This window comes from Halomonas sp. 111, assembly GCF_052379685.1.
Lineage (GTDB): Bacteria > Pseudomonadota > Gammaproteobacteria > Pseudomonadales > Halomonadaceae > Vreelandella > Vreelandella citrativorans.
This window is the reverse complement of the sequence record NZ_JBQSYV010000013.1, coordinates 37,236-54,492: the sequence shown is the minus strand read 5'-3', so window position 1 is coordinate 54,492 and position 17,257 is coordinate 37,236. Positions and strand designations below refer to the sequence as shown.

Sequence of the window (17,257 nt, the reverse complement as noted above, 5' to 3'; positions counted from 1 at the left end):
CTGGTGGACACAACCCGTTGTATAAAACGTCTGAGAAGGAGATCAGCCATGCTCATCCTAACCCGCCGAGTTGGCGAAACATTGATGATAGGTGATGAAATCACCGTCACAGTGTTAGGTGTGAAAGGTAATCAAGTGCGTATCGGCGTCAATGCGCCGAAAGACGTGGCTGTACACCGTGAAGAGATCTATCAGCGCATCCAGCGCGAGCGTAGCAGTGAAGAAAGCGAAGCAGAATAAATGGTCGCTTTTATCGCGCCCAATACAGGGCGTATCAACGGTAAGATGAAGCTGGCGCGAAAAAAATCGGCATAGGACTAGACAGCAGTCGCTGAAATCGGTAACATTCGCGCCGTGCTGTTGAGGAGAGGTGGCCGAGTGGCTGAAGGCGCTCCCCTGCTAAGGGAGTATAGGGTTTATAGCCCTATCGAGGGTTCGAATCCCTCTCTCTCCGCCAGCCGCACATTAGAAGATGCGCCCGTAGCTCAGCTGGATAGAGTACCTGACTACGAATCAGGGGGTCGGAGGTTCGAATCCTCCCGGGCGCGCCATCTTCTAACCTGATGTAAGGCGGAAGCCTATAAGTATTTCATTACAAGTATTTAAGCATAAGCACTTCATCATGTTTAGTAATGAGTATTTACATCACTAAAGCGCCCGTAGCTCAGCTGGATAGAGTACCTGACTACGAATCAGGGGGTCGGAGGTTCGAATCCTCCCGGGCGCGCCAGATTCTAAACCCGTTCTCTTTTATGAGAGCGGGTTTTCTGTTTTCTAGCCTGACCAGGGCGGCTCGCGCTTTGGTTTTGGATCGTTTTAAGCGCCCCGCATTGCGAGGGCGCTTTTTTTTGGTCAATGCGCTTGCTTAGTGGCAGCTGACAGCCGCCTCAGGGTGCGCTGTGTCGATGACCAGGCTTTTAAGCAGGGTATCAAGGTCTGTTAGGCGTTTAACGCGCTGAAAGTGCTGGTTGGCTTCTTCATTGCCCTGACGCATCTGTGCGAGCCACTGCTTTACCAGCGAGACCACAACTCGGTCGGGTAGATGCTGCCGCTGAAGGTGCGCGTACTCCTTGATCACGCTGGCACGCATTGGCCATGTGGTTTCAGGCAGTCGTTCGCCGGTTCGCTGCCAGTGCCGGATACGTGGCGCAAGCCAGGGGTCTGCTAGCGCGCTACGGCCTAACATCACATCTCTGCAGCCTGACAGGGTGCGCGCTTTCCAGTACGCCTCCAGCGTCCATATATCGCCATTGGCAACCACGGGTATCGATACCTGCTGGCGCACTCGGCCGATCCACTCCCAGTGGGCCGGAGGGCGATAGCCTTCATCACGTGTGCGGCCGTGAACAACCAGACGAGCGGCACCGCCTGCCTGGGTCGCCTGGGCGCAGGCGACGGCTAAGCGCCGGTCTGAAAAGCCCAGGCGGATTTTAGCAGTGACCGGAATTTGGCCCTCAAGTGCTTCGGAGACGGCCTTCACTGCGTGGTAGACGCGTTCAGGGCGGCGTAGTAACGAGGCGCCTCCATCATGCCGATTAACCAGCTTGGCCGGGCAGCCGAAATTCAAGTCCACGCTGACAGCACCCAGCGCTAGCGCCTGGCGAGCGTTTTCAGCCAGCGCCTTGGGGTCAGAGCCAAGCAGTTGCAAATGCACGGGAATGCCGCTGGCGGTCGCAACAGGGCGGTTGGTAAGCTCAGGGCAGTGCTTGTAAAACACTCGGGGCGGGAGGCGCGTGTCGACCACGCGGACAAATTCGGTAACGGTCCAATCAAAGCCTGCCTCACGCGTTAATAAGTCGCGGGTGAGGGCGTCGATAACGCCCTCCATCGGGGCGAGGCCAATTTTTCCGTTTTGTAGTAAATTAACAACCATGACTTCCACTATGGCGCGATTGCGTTTTATGCTGGGTGTGGCAGGTTAGTGTATTACTTTGACGGCGCCAAGGGACTTTTAGAACCCTTTAAGCGTTAATTTATGCTCTACAACAAGAGAGACATTATGCAGAATGCAGAACTACTCCAGGAGGGGCTCGCAATTATGGGGCTTGGGATGGGCTTTGTTTTTGTTTTTCTTACTATTTTAGTCATTAGCGTTACGTTGATGTCAAAACTGTTAGGACGTTTTCAGCCGACGCCTGTGCCGACGTTAGCAGGTACAAAGCCTTCGTCTGCTCCCGCGTTGAGTGGCGAGGACGAGGAAGTGACTGCAGTTATCAGTGCTGCGGTGCATCGTTACCGCTCATTAAAGCGTCACTAATCGGTAATTTTTTAGTCAGCCTATCCCCTTATTTGCCTTTATTTTGTTAGTTTTACTACATATCAATAATTTTAACGTGTGAGCTACTGCTATGAATGAGACAAAACGCCCGCTGGGAATTACCGATGTGGTACTGCGTGATGCCCATCAATCACTGTTTGCGACCCGCTTGCGTCTGGACGATATGCTGCCCATCGCTGAAAAGCTGGATCGTGTTGGCTACTGGTCGCTAGAGACCTGGGGTGGCGCCACCTTTGATGCATGCATTCGTTATTTAGGCGAAGACCCATGGGAGCGTATTCGGGCATTAAAAGAGGCGATGCCCAATACGCCTCAAGCCATGCTACTGCGTGGTCAAAATCTGTTGGGCTATCGCCACTATGCGGATGACGTAGTCGATAAGTTTGTCGAACGGGCCAAAACCAACGGCGTTGATGTGTTCCGTGTGTTTGATGCCATGAATGACCCGCGCAACCTGAAGCGCGCGATTAAAGCGGTTCGTCAGGTGGGTGGGCATGCGCAGGGCACTATTTCCTACACGGTAAGCCCGGTACATACCCTGGATAGCTGGGTCGATCTAGCGACCAATATTGCCGAAATGGGCGCAGACTCGCTGGCTATCAAGGATATGGCGGGGCTGTTAACGCCTTACACCGCATTTGAGCTGGTAACGCGGCTGAAGAAAAATCTGTCTATTCCTGTTCACCTGCATTGCCATGCCACGACAGGACTTTCCACTTCCACCATTCTTAAGGCAGTCGAGGCCGGTATCGATAACGTCGATACCGCGATTTCGTCCATGTCGATGACGTATGGACATAGCCCCACAGAGTCCGTTGTTGCGATGCTCAAGGATACCGACCGTGATACCGGGCTGGACCTTGAACTGTTGGAAGACATCGCGGGCTATTTCCGTGAAGTACGTAAAAAGTACGCTGCTTTTGAAGGTTCGTTACGCGGCATCGATTCGCGCATTCTGGTGGCCCAGGTGCCAGGCGGCATGCTGACCAATATGGAAAGTCAGCTGAAAGAGCAGGGTGCGGGCGACAAGCTGGACGATGTGCTTGGCGAAATTCCTCGTGTGCGTGAAGACCTGGGATTTATTCCGCTGGTGACGCCCACGTCGCAAATCGTCGGTACCCAAGCGGTAATGAACGTGATGATGGGCGAGCGTTACAAGTCCATTTCCAAAGAGGTGCAGGCGCTGCTGAAAGGCGAATACGGCGCGGCACCCGCCCCCTTTAATACCGAGCTTCAAGCCCGCGTGCTGGAGGGCGGTCAGCCGATTACCTGTCGCCCGGCGGATAACCTTGCACCTGAAATGCAAAAGCTGGCGGCAGAGCTTAAAGAGAAAGCCGGCGCCGAGCAGGTACGCTTGGCAGAGGGCGAGTGTGAAATAGATGATGTCCTCACCTACGCCTTGTTCCCGCAAATCGGTCTGAAGTTTCTTAAAAATCGTGATAACGCGGACGCTTTCGAACCTGCGCCCCAGGTGGCTGGTAGCGAGCCTGCCAAGCCTCCGGTGGTTACTCAAGACAGTGCGCCAGAGGCGGCACGTGGCCCTGAAACCTATACCGTAAAGCTCAATGGCAAAGCGTTTGTAGTGGAAGTTTCTGAAGGCGGCGATATTGGCCAGGTGCAAGAGCAGTCGCCTGCGCCTGCGGCGAGCCCCGCCCCGGCGGCCAGCCGTGGTGAAGCCATAGAAGCACCGCTTGCTGGCAATATCTTCAAGGTGAATGTGCGCCCTGGCGACCAAGTAGCGGATGGGGAAGTGGTCATCATTCTTGAAGCTATGAAAATGGAAACCGAAATTCGCGCCAGCAGTGCCGGCACGGTATCGAAAGTCAATGTTAGTGAAGGCGACAGCGTAGCTGTTGGCGACGTACTGATTGAGCTTTAAGGGCCTCGGGAATGGATAAGCTAGTCACGTTATGGGAGGGCTCGGGGCTTTATAACCTTGAGCTTGGCCAGGTGGTCATGATCGGGGTCGGGCTGCTGCTGCTCTATTTGGCGATCCATAAGAAATTTGAGCCGCTGTTGTTGGTGCCGATTGGTTTTGGGGGGATTCTTGCCAATATTCCCGAAGCTGGCCTTGCGATTTCAGCGCTGGACCAGGCCATTGAGGTTGGCAAGCCTGCCGTGCTTCAGCAGGTTGGTGCCGCGCTGGGCGTAATGCTGGATCCTTTGGCAGGTATTGATGCGTGGCGTGAAACGCTCAAAGTGGTTGCCCATGGTGAGGTAGCGCCAGAGCAGCTGCGTGCCGCTAAGGATATTGCGACAAGCGTCGGTTACAGCAATGGCATGCTGTATAACTTCTATTCAGTGGCCATTGCATCGGGTATCGCGCCGCTGTTGATCTTTATGGGCGTGGGCGCCATGACTGACTTTGGCCCGCTGCTTGCCAACCCTCGTACGCTGTTTCTAGGTGCTGCGGCCCAGTTTGGTATTTTCGCCACGCTGTTTGGTGCTGTTGTGCTGACCTCCATGGGCATCATGGACTTCTCGCTGAACCAGGCGGCAGCGATCGGGATTATCGGCGGCGCCGATGGGCCAACGTCTATCTATGTGTCCAGCGTGCTTGCGCCAGAGCTATTGGGTGCTATCGCGGTGGCGGCCTACGCGTACATGGCGCTGGTGCCGTTAATCCAGCCACCTATCATGCGGCTGTTAACCACTGAAAAAGAGCGTCAGATAAAAATGACGCAGCTGCGGCCCGTCTCCAGGCTGGAAAAAGTGATTTTTCCACTCATGCTGTTGATCTTGGTCGCGCTGTTTCTACCCGACGCAGCACCGCTTCTGGGGATGTTCTGCTTTGGTAATTTGATGCGCGAATGCGGCGTGGTAGAGCGGCTTTCGGATACCGCCCAGAACGCGCTGATCAACATCGTGACGATCGTTCTAGGGCTTTCTGTTGGCTCAAAGCTGATGGCGGAAAGCTTCTTGACGGTGGAAACCCTCGGGATTCTGGGGCTGGGTATCGTGGCCTTCGGAATTGGTACCGCCGCCGGCGTGTTAATGGCCAAGCTGATGAACCTAATGAGCCGTATGCCGATTAATCCGCTGATAGGTGCTGCCGGGGTATCTGCTGTGCCTATGGCGGCGCGCGTGGCTAATAAGGTCGGTCTGGAATCCAATCCGCATAACTTCTTGTTGATGCATGCGATGGGGCCAAACGTGGCAGGGGTAATTGGTTCTGCCGTGGCTGCCGGGGTAATGATTAAATATTTGGGATAAATAGACAGGATTGACGGGGAAGCAGAAGTGCCCCATGCACGGCTTACGGTTTACACCGTAAGCCGTTTTTGGTTTAGGGGGCGGGTGCGTTTACCGGAGTAACGTCCAGCGTGCACTTTAGGCGATTTTCCAAGGGGGAAAGGTCGAACGTATGGTCGCGGGGCCAGCCAATGGTGAGCTGAACACCTTCGCCATCGTAGTTGACGTGTTCAATGGGGATGGCCTTTTCGTCGCACCAGGCGCGGGCGATAGCCTCGCTGGCAAAGGTAAGGCGTAGCGTGTAGGCGTCTCGCTCAATCACTTCACGCGTCGGTAAGGTTTCCAACGCATGGCTGATGGCTTGAGCGTAAGCCCGTGCCAGCCCGCCGGTGCCTAGCTTGGTGCCGCCGAAGTAGCGCGTCACGACACCGCCGATTTCACCCATTTGGCTGCCTTGAAGTACCTGGTACATTGGCCGACCGGCCGTGCCGCCCGGCTCGCCATCATCGGAAAAACCAATCAGTGTTTGCTCCCCGGGCGGCCCAGCAATATAAGCCGTACAGTGATGGCTGGCATTGGGGTGAGCAGCTCTTGCCGCTTCAAGAAGTGCACTAAAAGCGGCCACATCTGGCGCATGGCATAGCCACGCCAGAAACTGGCTTTTTTCGACCTCTATTTCGGCGGTATGCCACTGCGAGGCAGCTAAATCAGGAACTTGATAACGCAATCAGTGCTCCATAAGGCCATAAGAATTGGCAGCAAGGTCGTTGGCACTATCCTGCGCCACACCCATTACCATTCCTAACACTTGAATATCGCGATTGTGCAAAAAGAGATCCGGCGCTTGGGTGTCGGCAGGCCATAAATGTACGCCAAAGCGACTGATCGAGAGCTGCTTCAACGCAACAGGCTGCTGATTGATGTGAGCGACGGCGGTTTCTTCGTGGGTATCGCATTGAAAACGCCGAATAATAATGACATCTCCATCAAACAAGTTGCAATCACGCATTCGGTTGCCGCGTATTTTGAGGGCGTAGGTATTGTGCCGCGTTCTGCGTGGTGCTGTTTTAAAGGCGCGTGCCGATTGAATGCCTTTAGGTGCGCAGGACGCGCTGCTCAATACGGTAGAACCGGCGTGAGTTGGTGCTGACATCGATATATTCATAGGAAATTCTCCAATGCAGCGCCCTTTCCCTAGGCGTTTAGTAGTGGCAAGCCAGCAGGTTGTTGGCATGTCTTTTCATACAGTGTTTTAGTATACAGCTGTTTTTGCATACAGTGGTAGTGCTGTTTTTATCCAGTGCCTTTGGCTACTCAAGATGCTGGTTCCGTCGGCACGCTTGATGCATTCTCACGGCCGCTGCGATTGGCTGGAGATAACGTGGCTTTCCGTGTAGAGTTTTGGCTAACTATCAACCTGTTGGGAGACGCCTTTGAGCCTGTGCCTGCAAGCACGACAACTAGCCTGCGAGCGTGATGGGCGCTGGCTATTTGAAGGGCTCGATCTCACGATTCGCAGCGGTGACATCGTTCGAATTGAAGGCCCCAATGGCAGCGGCAAGACCACGCTGTTAAAGCTGCTGGCAGGTCAACTGAGTGATTACCAAGGCGAGCTTTTCTGGAACGGCGCGCCACTTCGCAAGGTGCGTGAACATTATCTGGCCAACCTGCTGTATCTGGGACATTCACTAGGCATCAAGGCCGGGCTTTCACCGCTTGAAAACCTGGCCTGGTACCAGGCGCTAAGCGGCGAGCGGGGTAATGAATCGCAGCGCCTGAGCGCTTTGGAGCAAGTAGGGCTTGGCGGCTTTGAGGACGTATTGGCCGGCCAGCTGTCGGCGGGTCAGCAGCGCCGTGTGGCGCTGGCCCGGTTAACGCTGACGCGTCGTCCACTCTGGGTGCTTGACGAGCCGTTTTCCGCCATTGACCACCAAGGCGTAGCCGCGCTTGAAGCGCAGCTTTCAGCTCACGCTCAAGCTGGGGGGAGCATTCTGGTAACCACTCACCATGGGCTGAATGCTTCGCCCGCCGCTCGCTGTATTCAACTGGGATAGACAATGACGCAGGGGCAGAAGGCGACCACTACACTACTTGAAACGCCGGTGCCGGGCGGGCTGTGGATCGCCTTTACCGCTACCCTGAAGCGTGATGTAACACTGATGTTCAGACGCCGCGGCGAGCTGTTCAATCCGCTGGTCTTCTTCGCGCTGGTGATAACGCTGTTTCCAATCGGCATTTCACCCGACCGCACCGTACTTGCGCTGATCGCGCCAGGTCTTTTGTGGGTAGCGGCGCTTCTGGCGGCGCTTTTGTCGCTGGATAGCCTGTTTCGCACCGATTATGACGACGGCAGCCTTGAGCAGATGCTGCTCGCGCCTCAGCCGCTAGCCGCGCTTAGCCTGGCCAAGGTACTTGCCCACTGGTTGTTGACCGGGCTGCCGCTGGCACTGGTCGCGCCGCTTCTAGGTGTGACGCTGGCCCTGCCTCCGGGCAGCTATGTGGTGCTTGCGCTTTCGCTTTTGCTGGGCAGCGCCAGTTTGAGCCTGCTTGGCGCGATTGGTGCGGCGTTGACCGTCGGTATCGCACGGGGTGGCGTACTGCTGTCGCTGCTTATACTGCCGCTGTATATACCGGTGCTTATTTTTGGGGTCGGGGCGGTGCAGGCTGCTGTCATCGGAGAAGGTGTCGCGGCGCACCTGGCCATGCTCGGGGCCCTGCTGGCCGCGTCGCTACTGTTGGCTCCCTGGGCGATTGCCGCCTCGCTACGCATCAGTATCAACGGTTGAGGACAGAACACGCCATGTGGACCTTTATTCATAAATGGGGCTCGCCCAAATCGTTTTATGCAATGAGTGCAAAGGTGCAGCCCTGGTGCTGGGCAGTCTCCCTGGTACTCATTGCGACCGGTACGGTATGGGGGTTAGCCTTTGCACCCACCGAGGTGAATCAGGGGCAGGGCGATAGCTTCAGGATCATTTATGTCCACGTGCCCGCCGCCTTTCTTGCCCAGTCGGTGTTTGTTTCGATGGCGGCGGCGAGCCTGGTCTTCATGGTATGGAAGATCAAGGTGGCGGATATGGCCGCGACAGTTATGGCGCCGTTTGGGGCGGTGATGACGTTTGTGGCGCTTTTTTCCGGAGCGGTGTGGGGTGTGCCCACCTGGGGTACCTGGTGGATGTGGGATGCCCGACTGACCTCCATGCTGATTCTGTTGTTCCTGTTTCTGGGGGTGATCGCCCTGCGCAGCGCTTTTACCCGTCGTGAGGGGGGGGCAAAAGCGGCTTCGGTACTGGCCATGGTTGGGGTCATCAATATTCCGATTATCAAGTACTCGGTGGACTGGTGGTTTACGCTCCACCAGTCGGCGACCTTTACGTTGACGTCGCGGCCCCTCATGCCCACGGAAATGTGGCTGCCGTTACTGATCATGGTGCTGGGCTTCTACTGGTTTTTTATCGCTCTTACACTGATGCGTACGCGGAATGAAATCCTGCGTCGGGAAATTGATAAGCGTTGGGTCAGGGATTTGATCAGGGAGGCGCGGTAATGGCATTTACATCGTTTGGCGCGTTCTTGGCCATGGGCGGACACGGCCCTTACGTGTGGGCGGCCTGGGGCGTCACGGCACTTTTGATGGTTGCCTGCATCATTCATGCTCGTTTTGAGCGCCGCCAACTGGCCAGTGCTGTAAAACGCCGTGCCCGGCGTGGTGACCGTCATCCACCCCATCAAACGAGACATGCTGATGACACCTAAACGTCGCCAGAAGCTAGTGATCATTCTCGGCGCGCTGGCGCTAGCCGCCGTGGCGGTAGGCCTCACGCTCTATGCCCTGCGCGCTAATATCAACCTGTTCTACAGTCCGGTGCAGATTGCCCAGGGTGACGCGCCCATCGAGCGGACAATCCGTGCAGGCGGTATGGTAAAGGAGGGCTCGGTTGTCCGTGACCCGCAAAGCCTGAATGTCGAGTTCCTGGTAACCGACTACGTGGACGAGCTTGCGGTGGCCTATAACGGCATCCTGCCGGATCTGTTTCGCGAAGGGCAGGGCGTGGTAGTGGTAGGCAAACTGTCTACAGACGGGCGGTTTATCGCTGACAAGGTGCTTGCTCGCCACGATGAAAACTACATGCCGCCCGAAGTGTCGCAAGCGTTAGAAGAGGCAGGTTACTCGCCTGCTGATTATCAGGACCAACCGGTTGAAGCAGCCAAGCGTGAATAGGTTGAGCCAATGTCCTATACCCTAGAGTCCGTGTCATGCTGGAGTGCCGATGTTGGTAAAATTGATCCCTGAGCTTGGGCACTTCGCGTTAATTATTGCCCTGCTAATAGCAGTATTGCAGGGCGTAATGCCGTTAGCCGGGGCGGCCACGCGCAGGCCGCTTTGGATGGCATATGGTCATCCCATGGCCACGGGGCAGTTTCTGTTTATCGCAGTGGCTTATATGTGCCTAACCGCCAGCTATGCGCTGGATGACTTCAGCGTGGCGAACGTCGCCAACAACTCCAACTCGCTGTTGCCCTGGTACTACAAGCTCAGTGCGGTGTGGGGCAACCACGAAGGGTCGGTGCTGTTGTGGAGCCTGATGCTGGCGGGCTGGGGGTATGCCGCTTCGCGCTTTTCAGGCGGCCTGCCTCGCGACATGGTAGCGCGGGTACAGGGTGTGATGGGCTTGATTAGCGTGGGATTTTTACTGTTTATCCTGCTGACGTCCAATCCCTTCGAGCGGCTTTTGCCCAATGTGCCTCACGATGGCGCGGACCTTAATCCGCTGCTTCAGGATATTGGCTTGATTGTTCACCCGCCGATGCTCTACATGGGCTATGTCGGGTTTTCCGTCGTGTTTGCCTTCGCCATTGCCGCGCTGCTGGGTGGGCGGTTGGATGCGGCCTGGACGCGCTGGGCGCGCCCCTGGACCAATATTGCCTGGGCCTTTTTGACGGTGGGTATTGCATTGGGCAGTTGGTGGGCCTACTACGAACTTGGCTGGGGAGGCTGGTGGTTCTGGGACCCGGTAGAAAACGCCTCGCTGCTGCCCTGGCTAACCGGCACCGCGCTGATCCATTCGCTGGCCGTCACCGAAAAGCGCGGCTCGTTTAAAAGCTGGACCGTACTGCTGGCCATTTTTACCTTTTCGCTATCGCTGCTGGGTACCTTTCTGGTGCGTTCTGGTGTACTTACCTCGGTGCACGCGTTTGCCAATGACCCCTCACGCGGCTTGTTTATTCTGGTGCTGCTGACGATCACCGTGACGCTTTCTCTACTGATATTTGCGCTGCGCGCGCCCCGCGTGAGCCATCATGCGAGCTTCAACTGGCTATCACGAGATTCGCTGCTGCTTATCAACAATATTCTATTGGTCATCATGACCGTGACCATTTTGCTGGGCACGCTCTATCCGCTGATTTTAGACTCGCTCAAGCTGGGTAAAATCAGCGTGGGCCCGCCGTACTTTAATGCACTTTTTGTACCGCTGACGGTTGTGATGTGTCTCTTTATGGGGCTTGGTCCGGTCGCTCGCTGGAAGAGCATGCCAGCCAGTGAACTGCGCCGTAAGTTGTGGCTTGCTGGCGTCGCTGCGCTGGTGCTGGGTATGGTGTTGCCGCTGATATACACCGGTAAATGGAACCTGTGGGCCTCATTGGGTATTGTGGCTGCGCTGTGGATCGTGCTGCCGATTGGGAAGGACATGTGGGATAAAACCCGCCACGGCGCCAGCCGCCTGGCGGGTTTGCGCAAGCTTTCCCTGGCATATTGGGGCATGGTGCTCGGGCACGTGGGAATTGCAGTGACGATTATTGGTGTGGCCGTGGTGTCCAACTATGCCACTGAGCGCACGGTGCGTATGGCGCCGGGCACCGAGCTTGACGTCGCGGGCTATCAGTTCACGTTGACGGAGCTTAAAAGCCGCCGAGGCGCCAACTTTATGGCCGATACGGCCGTCATTCAGGTGCGCAATATCGAATCAGGGCGTGGTTTTATTATGCGCCCTGAGAAGCGCTTTTATCTGGCAACGGGTATGCCCATGAGCCAGGTCGCGCTACGCCCCGGCCTGTTTCGGGATCTTTACGTTGCCATGGGTGAAGATTTGGAGGATGGCAGTTGGGCCATGCGCATTCAATATAAGCCTTTTGTACGCTGGCTTTGGTTGGGCGGTTTGTTGATGGCGTTAGGCGGCATACTGGCAATAGTGGATAAGCGCTATCGCCGAACCAGAACGGCCGACCGTGCCGACGTGGCCCGCTCGCCCAAAACGCAGGAAGCCGCGCTATGAGCCGTCGACTATGGCTGTTACTGCTACCGCTGGGTTTTCTTCTGGTGGCGCTGTTTTTATATCAGCGTTTGCAGCATGACCCGTCAGCCCGGGACTCGGCGCTGATGGCACGTGAGTTCCCGACATTTGAGGCCTCCACGCTGCGTGATGAAGGCCGCCTGGTTGATCAAACGCTGCTCCAGGGGGAAGTCTCACTGGTTAATGTGTGGGGCGAATGGTGCCCGGCCTGCAAGCAGGAAATGCCCCAGCTTTTGGCATTGGCCGACCAGGGTGTTCGTATGGTCGGGGTGAACTATCGCGATACCCGCGAGAAGGGAATGCACTTTTTAAACGAGTTTGGCGACCCGTTTGAAGTGAATATCTTTGACCCTGACGGCAGCCTAGGCTTTGATCTCGGCGTTTATGGCGCGCCGGAAACGTTTCTGGTCGATGCCGATGGGATAATTCGCTATCACCATAAAGGCGATATCTCGCCTCAGGATATGGCCGAGCGTATTTTGCCGGAGGTAGCCAAATGGCGTTAATACGGACCCTGGCCGTGCTCTTCCTGCTGCTGTTGTCGGCAAGCGTTGTGGCGGAGGGAATCGAGCTGCGTGAGTTTGACGACCCGGTGCTGGCGCAGCGTTATCACGCATTAACCGCGTCCATGCGCTGCCCGCTGTGTGAAAACCAGGCCATCAATGATTCGAACTCGCCTATCTCCGCCGATATGCGCGAACGGGTGCATCAAATGCTGCAGGATGGGCGCTCCGATAGCGAAGTGATCAATCACATGGTCGAGCGCTTTGGTGACTATGTTCTCTATAATCCGCGCCTGGAGAGCCGCACCTATCTTCTGTGGGGGCTGCCCATCGGGTTAGGCGTCGGGGGTGTTTTGATCGTGCTGCTGATTGTGCGTGCACGGCGCCATGCGTCTGCCAAGGCGCTAAGTGCTGAAGAGCGCGCTCGGCTGGATGCGCTGATTCAGCGCAGGAGATCCTCATGACGCTTTTATGGGTCGCCATGGCGATTGTCATATTGCCAGCGATTGTCTTGCTACTTTCCCCGCTGCGTAAGGCGCATGCGCTTTATGACCAGCAACGCGCATATGAAGCCAACGACACTTCGGCCGAGCAGAACGTGGCCATTTTTCAGCGTCGGCTTGCCTCGTTAGAGGCGGCTCATGCGCGTGGCGATGTTAGTGCCGCGCAGTTTGAAGAAGGAACGCTGGAACTTGAGCGTAGCCTTCTGGAAGACACTGCCACGCTGGCCGTACGACCGCTACAATCGCCCCTTGCCGGGCGTTTAGCTGTGCCATTGATTGCCTTGAGTGTGGTGGCCATCAGTCTTTTTTGGTACCTGGAAGAGGGGGCCGAGGGTGATCTTGCCCTGTATGGCGTTCAGCAGGAATTACTCAACGACCCCGGCGCTACTCCAGACACGTATATTCGTCGTATGGAAGAGCAGGCCGCGCTTCAGCCGGGCAATGCCAACGTGTGGGCCTCGCTGTTTCCGCTGTATCGCGATACCGGCCAGGAAGATAACGCCATCGATGCGCTGGAACGGCTCATCGCGCTGGAAGGCCGGCTCCCTGCACTGCTCGCCCAGCTTGCGCAAATTCGCTTCTTTATGGCAGGACGTGAGCTGACCCCGGATGTGCAGCGTTTGGTGAATGAAACGCTGGCTCAGGACCCACGCCAACCAACGGTGCTCGGTCTGTTAGGCATTCACGCGTTTGATAACGGCGATTACGAGGGCGCAATGGACCGCTGGCGGCGCGCGCTGGCAACGGTCAACGATCCGAACACGGCCGACTCGCTACGCGAAGGTATCCGCGCGGCCCAGGAACGCCTGGCCGATACATCCGAAACAGCGGCGGCTGATGAGCCCTGAGCCAATCACCGCTGCCGAAGTCGTTATGAATCATGTATTTTGAATACGTCTCATGTTTATAAATAATTTTTTGTAGGATTGGCATGCGCTTAACCTCTATCCGCCTTGTTGGATTCAAGTCGTTTGTCGATCCGGTCACGGTGCCCTTCGACGGTAATATGACCGCGATTGTCGGCCCCAATGGCTGTGGCAAGTCCAATATTATCGACGCCGTGCGCTGGGTGATGGGCGAGTCCTCCGCTAAAACCCTGCGTGGCGAGTCCATGGCCGACGTTATCTTTAATGGCTCGACTGGGCGCAAACCGGTGGGCCAAGCGTCTATTGAGCTCAAGTTCGACAATCGCGACGGCACCATGGGTGGCGTGTATGCCCAATACGCGGAAATCGTGGTCAAACGGTTAGTGACCCGCGACGGCCAGTCCAACTACTTCTTCAATGGCCAAAAGTGCCGTCGACGGGATATCGCCGACCTGTTTATGGGCACCGGGCTTGGCCCGCGCTCCTATGCGATTATCGGCCAGGGCATGATCTCGCGATTGATTGAAGCTCGCCCCGATGATTTGCGTTCAACGCTTGAAGAAGCCGCGGGCATTTCCAAATACAAGGAGCGCCGCCGCGAAACCGAAAATCGTATGCGGCGCACCCAGGAAAACCTTGAGCGTTTGGACGATATTCGCGAGGAGCTGGATAAACAGCTTGAGCGCTTAAAGCGCCAGGCCGAGGCGGCCAAACGCTATCAGGAGTTAAAGCAGCAGGAGTACCGGCTTAAGGGCGAGCTGGCACTGCTACGCGGGCGCACCTTGCGGGCAGAGCAGTCGCAGCAGGAGAGCCGGGTTCGTGAGCTGGAAATCTCAGTTGAAAAAGATGTGTTTGGCGTACGCCAGTGTGAAACCCGCCTGGAGCAAGCTCGTGAGCAGCACGATGAGCTGGCCGAGGTACTGGAGCGCCACCAGCAGCAGTTTTTTGAAACCACCACGCGCATTGCACGGCTGGAGCAGGATCAGGCCCACCGGCGTAGCCGTGAGGCCCAGCTAGCCAGCGATATTGCCACTGCACGGCGCGAACTGGATGAGCAACGCCTGGTGAGCGAAGGCGACCGGGAGCGTCTTGCCGCCATCGACGAACGCTTTGAGGATCTGGCGCCCGAACACGAAGCGCTGGAAGAGCAGCTGGACGCCCTGGAACAGGCCTTGGCCGATGCTACCCCCGCCATGGAAGCCGCCGAGCAGCAGTGGTCGGACGCCGAAAATCGCTGGCGCGATGCCAGCCGCGAAGCCGACCGCAGCCAGGACCAGCTGCGCGATTTAGAGCAGCGTATTCAACGCCTACAGGCAGAAAGCCAGCGGCGGCGTCAGCAGCGCGGCGATTTGGCGGATTTGAGCGCGCTACGCGAAGAGCACGCTCAGTTTCAGGCGCAGTTGGAAGAAGCTGAAGAGCGTTCCGAAGCCTTCACCCAAACGCGTGAACAGTGGCAGCAGCAGTACAGCGATGCCAAACAGCGTTATCAACAGGCAACGCTTACCCGTGATGATAAACGCGCTGAATTGAGCCAGCGCCAAGGTGAACTGGCCTCGCTGCAGACCCTGATGGATGCCGCGCTGGCCGACCACGACCCGGACATGGAAGCAACTCTGGCAACCCACGGGCTAAGTAATGCCCCCCGCCTGGGTGAAACCCTCAGCGTGACACCCGGTTGGGAGACGGTCATTTCCTGGCTGTTGGCGCCCTGGTTGAATGCTCGCCTGGTCGCAAGCCACCAGCTTGCCGCGTTGCCGCAGGCGCTGGCTACCGACTGGTGTTTGATTGATGAGCAAGCGCCCGCCGCTTCAACCCAGGGCCAGCGGCTGGATTCACTGGTAAGCGGCGCTGGTGCGATAGGTGAATGGTTAGCAAGTATTCACTACGTTGAGTCCGGCGCCGAGGCTGAGCAGCTTGCGCCCGGCCTTGCAGCGGGAGAAAGCGTTGTTAGCCGTGATGGCGTTTGGCGGGGGCCCGGCTGGCTGCATCAGCAGGCCAATGGCGAAGGCGTTGATGCCTTACTGGTAACGCGGCGCCGTTTCAAGGAGCTGGACGCCCTGCGCGAGCAGGATGAAGACGCGCTGGCGCTGGCTGAAGAGCGGTGCGAAGCGACCAGTGAGACTATTGAAGCCCTGGAGCTTTCCCGTGAACAGCAGGCTGAGCAGGAGCGTGGCCATGCTGCAAGCGTTCAGCAGTTGGCCATTAAAGAGCGTAGCGCTGCCCAAAAGCTGGAGCATTTGGAGAGCCGGGCCACCGAGCTTGATGCGGAGCTTGGGCAACTACAAGAGGATGAGGCAGCGTTAACGCTTACCCTGGAGGAGCAGCGTGCTCGTTGGAATGTGGCGATGGAAACGCTGGAAACCACTGCACAAGCACGCGAAGAGGCCAGCGAGCAGCGTGGCCGCCAGCGCGAACAGCGCGACCAACTGACCCAGCAACACGGCCCGTTAAAAGCGCAGCAGCAAACGCTGGCGTTAGAGCGAGAGCGGTTAACCGCTGAGCGGAGTAGTTTGCGCGCCCAGCAGACGCGCTCAAGCGACAGCGAAGAGCGCTTGACGCTACGCATAGCAGAGCTAGAAGCGTCGCGGGAAACGCTACTTGAGCCGGACGAGTTGGTCGGTGAAGAGCTTGAAGAGCTACTACATCAGCGTGAGCAGCAGGAGCGCCGCCTTAACGAAACGCGCCAGCAGGCACAGTCGCTGGCAGAACAGCTGCGCAATGATGAGCTGGCCCGCCAGCAGCACGAACGCAATCTTGAACAGAGCCGCGAGCAGCTTCAGCAGCGGCGTATGGATGTTCAGGCGCTGGCGCTAAAAGCGGCCACGCAAGATGAGCAGTTGGCCGAACTGGGGCATGACGCCGATGACCTGGCCGAGAACCTGCCCAGCGATGCCAGTGAACAGGTTTGGCAGGAGCGTTTGGAAAGCACCGGCGAGAAGATACGCCGCTTGGGCGCCATTAACCTGGCAGCGATTGAGGAGTACGACCAGCAGGCCGAACGACGCAACTATTTGGAAGCCCAGCACGCCGAACTGACCGAAGCGCTGGAAACCCTGGAGCGAGCGATCAAGCGTATCGACCAGGAAACGCGGGTACGTTTTAGGGAAACGTTTGATCAGGTGAATAGCGGTTTGCAGGAACTCTTTCCCCGCGTATTTGGCGGTGGGGCGGCCTGGCTAACGCTTACCGGTGATGATCTTCTGGAAACCGGGGTGGCGATCATGGCGCGTCCGCCGGGCAAGAAGAACAGCACGATTCATCTGCTCTCCGGTGGGGAAAAAGCACTGACTGCGCTTTCGTTGGTGTTCTCGATCTTCCAGCTCAACCCTGCGCCGTTCTGTATGCTCGATGAAGTTGACGCGCCGCTGGATGATGCCAACGTGGGTCGATACGCCAAGCTCGTAAAAGAGATGTCGGAAAACGTTCAGTTCATCTATATCACCCACAACAAGATTGCCATGGAAGCCGCCGAGCGCCTGATGGGGGTGACCATGCAGGAACCCGGCGTGTCGCGCCTGGTATCGGTGGGGATTGATGAAGCCGCGGCGTTGGTGGATTAGACCAGCGAAGGTTTGTATGAAAAGTCGCCGAGCGAAGACCAGACAAGGCAAAAATCAGTGAA

The 17,257-nt window shown here is 57.0% G+C and carries 17 protein-coding genes and 3 tRNA genes; 17 read left to right on the top strand and 3 right to left on the bottom strand.

Annotated elements, in window-relative coordinates; translation table 11 throughout:
• Positions 1-48 precede the first annotated feature (48 nt).
• From csrA to ACT3T7_RS11185, 4 genes are all read left to right on the top strand, one after another.
• A complete protein-coding gene (gene csrA / locus ACT3T7_RS11200) occupies positions 49-240 on the top strand; it encodes a carbon storage regulator CsrA (protein WP_087107955.1) in 192 nt (63 codons plus the stop codon).
• Positions 241-364: 124 nt separating this feature from the next.
• A tRNA-Ser gene (locus ACT3T7_RS11195) sits at positions 365-457 on the top strand.
• A gap of 17 nt (positions 458-474) precedes the next feature.
• Positions 475-551, top strand: a tRNA-Arg gene (locus ACT3T7_RS11190).
• 102 nt (positions 552-653) lie between these two features.
• Positions 654-730: transfer RNA gene (locus ACT3T7_RS11185), tRNA-Arg, on the top strand.
• Positions 731-865: 135 nt separating this feature from the next.
• Here the strand turns inward: ACT3T7_RS11185 and ACT3T7_RS11180 are convergent.
• Positions 866-1,873 carry a tRNA dihydrouridine synthase gene (locus ACT3T7_RS11180; RefSeq protein ID WP_444631088.1) on the bottom strand — a complete coding sequence of 336 codons (1,008 nt, stop codon included), beginning with the start codon at positions 1,871-1,873 and terminating at the stop codon, positions 866-868.
• 126 nt (positions 1,874-1,999) lie between these two features.
• Here ACT3T7_RS11180 and ACT3T7_RS11175 point away from each other — a divergent pair, with 126 nt between their 5' ends.
• From ACT3T7_RS11175 to ACT3T7_RS11165, 3 genes are all read left to right on the top strand, one after another.
• Positions 2,000-2,257: an OadG family protein gene (locus ACT3T7_RS11175; RefSeq protein WP_193056492.1), complete on the top strand. Its 258-nt coding sequence runs from the start codon at positions 2,000-2,002 to the stop codon at positions 2,255-2,257.
• A gap of 91 nt (positions 2,258-2,348) precedes the next feature.
• A complete protein-coding gene (oadA, locus tag ACT3T7_RS11170) occupies positions 2,349-4,157 on the top strand; it encodes a sodium-extruding oxaloacetate decarboxylase subunit alpha (RefSeq protein WP_193055339.1) in 1,809 nt (602 codons plus the stop codon).
• An 11-nt stretch (positions 4,158-4,168) separates the two neighbouring features.
• Positions 4,169-5,491: a sodium ion-translocating decarboxylase subunit beta gene (locus tag ACT3T7_RS11165; protein ID WP_087107962.1), complete on the top strand. Its 1,323-nt coding sequence runs from the start codon at positions 4,169-4,171 to the stop codon at positions 5,489-5,491.
• Positions 5,492-5,564: 73 nt separating this feature from the next.
• Here ACT3T7_RS11165 and ACT3T7_RS11160 read toward each other — a convergent pair whose 3' ends face one another.
• Together ACT3T7_RS11160 and ACT3T7_RS11155 are read right to left on the bottom strand one after the other, a co-directional pair.
• On the bottom strand, positions 5,565-6,197 hold the full coding sequence (locus ACT3T7_RS11160; protein WP_172118679.1) for an IMPACT family protein: 633 nt from the start codon (positions 6,195-6,197) through the stop codon (positions 5,565-5,567).
• Entirely contained in the window at positions 6,198-6,635 is a 438-nt protein-coding gene (locus ACT3T7_RS11155; RefSeq protein ID WP_172118680.1) for a LexA family protein, read from the bottom strand.
• 268 nt (positions 6,636-6,903) lie between these two features.
• On the opposite strand from ACT3T7_RS11155, the gene ccmA reads away from it, so the two are divergent.
• The 10 genes from ccmA to smc all read left to right on the top strand — a co-directional run bounded on the left by ccmA (position 6,904) and on the right by smc (position 17,195).
• Positions 6,904-7,524, top strand: coding sequence for a cytochrome c biogenesis heme-transporting ATPase CcmA (gene ccmA / locus ACT3T7_RS11150; protein ID WP_444631087.1), 621 nt, complete (start codon positions 6,904-6,906; stop codon positions 7,522-7,524).
• A 3-nt stretch (positions 7,525-7,527) separates the two neighbouring features.
• Positions 7,528-8,256: a heme exporter protein CcmB gene (gene ccmB / locus ACT3T7_RS11145; RefSeq protein ID WP_444631086.1), complete on the top strand. Its 729-nt coding sequence runs from the start codon at positions 7,528-7,530 to the stop codon at positions 8,254-8,256.
• Positions 8,257-8,270: 14 nt separating this feature from the next.
• Positions 8,271-9,017 carry a heme ABC transporter permease gene (locus tag ACT3T7_RS11140; RefSeq protein ID WP_444631085.1) on the top strand — a complete coding sequence of 249 codons (747 nt, stop codon included), beginning with the start codon at positions 8,271-8,273 and terminating at the stop codon, positions 9,015-9,017.
• Positions 9,017-9,226 carry a heme exporter protein CcmD gene (ccmD, locus tag ACT3T7_RS11135; protein ID WP_193055343.1) on the top strand — a complete coding sequence of 70 codons (210 nt, stop codon included), beginning with the start codon at positions 9,017-9,019 and terminating at the stop codon, positions 9,224-9,226. The genes ACT3T7_RS11140 and ccmD overlap by 1 nt, the downstream gene beginning before the upstream one ends.
• Entirely contained in the window at positions 9,216-9,692 is a 477-nt protein-coding gene (gene ccmE / locus ACT3T7_RS11130; protein ID WP_193055344.1) for a cytochrome c maturation protein CcmE, read from the top strand. Before ccmD ends, ccmE begins: the two co-directional genes overlap by 11 nt.
• A gap of 49 nt (positions 9,693-9,741) precedes the next feature.
• Positions 9,742-11,745 (top strand): heme lyase CcmF/NrfE family subunit, encoded by a 2,004-nt coding sequence (locus tag ACT3T7_RS11125; RefSeq protein WP_444631084.1) that lies wholly within the window; start codon positions 9,742-9,744, stop codon positions 11,743-11,745.
• Positions 11,742-12,269 carry a DsbE family thiol:disulfide interchange protein gene (locus ACT3T7_RS11120; RefSeq protein WP_172118687.1) on the top strand — a complete coding sequence of 176 codons (528 nt, stop codon included), beginning with the start codon at positions 11,742-11,744 and terminating at the stop codon, positions 12,267-12,269. The genes ACT3T7_RS11125 and ACT3T7_RS11120 overlap by 4 nt, the downstream gene beginning before the upstream one ends.
• A complete protein-coding gene (locus ACT3T7_RS11115; RefSeq protein ID WP_172118688.1) occupies positions 12,260-12,730 on the top strand; it encodes a cytochrome c-type biogenesis protein in 471 nt (156 codons plus the stop codon). Before ACT3T7_RS11120 ends, ACT3T7_RS11115 begins: the two co-directional genes overlap by 10 nt.
• Positions 12,727-13,617, top strand: coding sequence for a c-type cytochrome biogenesis protein CcmI (ccmI, locus tag ACT3T7_RS11110; RefSeq protein WP_444631083.1), 891 nt, complete (start codon positions 12,727-12,729; stop codon positions 13,615-13,617). Before ACT3T7_RS11115 ends, ccmI begins: the two co-directional genes overlap by 4 nt.
• 83 nt (positions 13,618-13,700) lie before the next feature.
• The gene (smc, locus tag ACT3T7_RS11105) at positions 13,701-17,195 is read left to right on the top strand and encodes a chromosome segregation protein SMC (protein ID WP_444631082.1); all 3,495 of its coding nucleotides are present in this window, start codon (positions 13,701-13,703) and stop codon (positions 17,193-17,195) included.
• Positions 17,196-17,257: the final 62 nt, after the last annotated feature.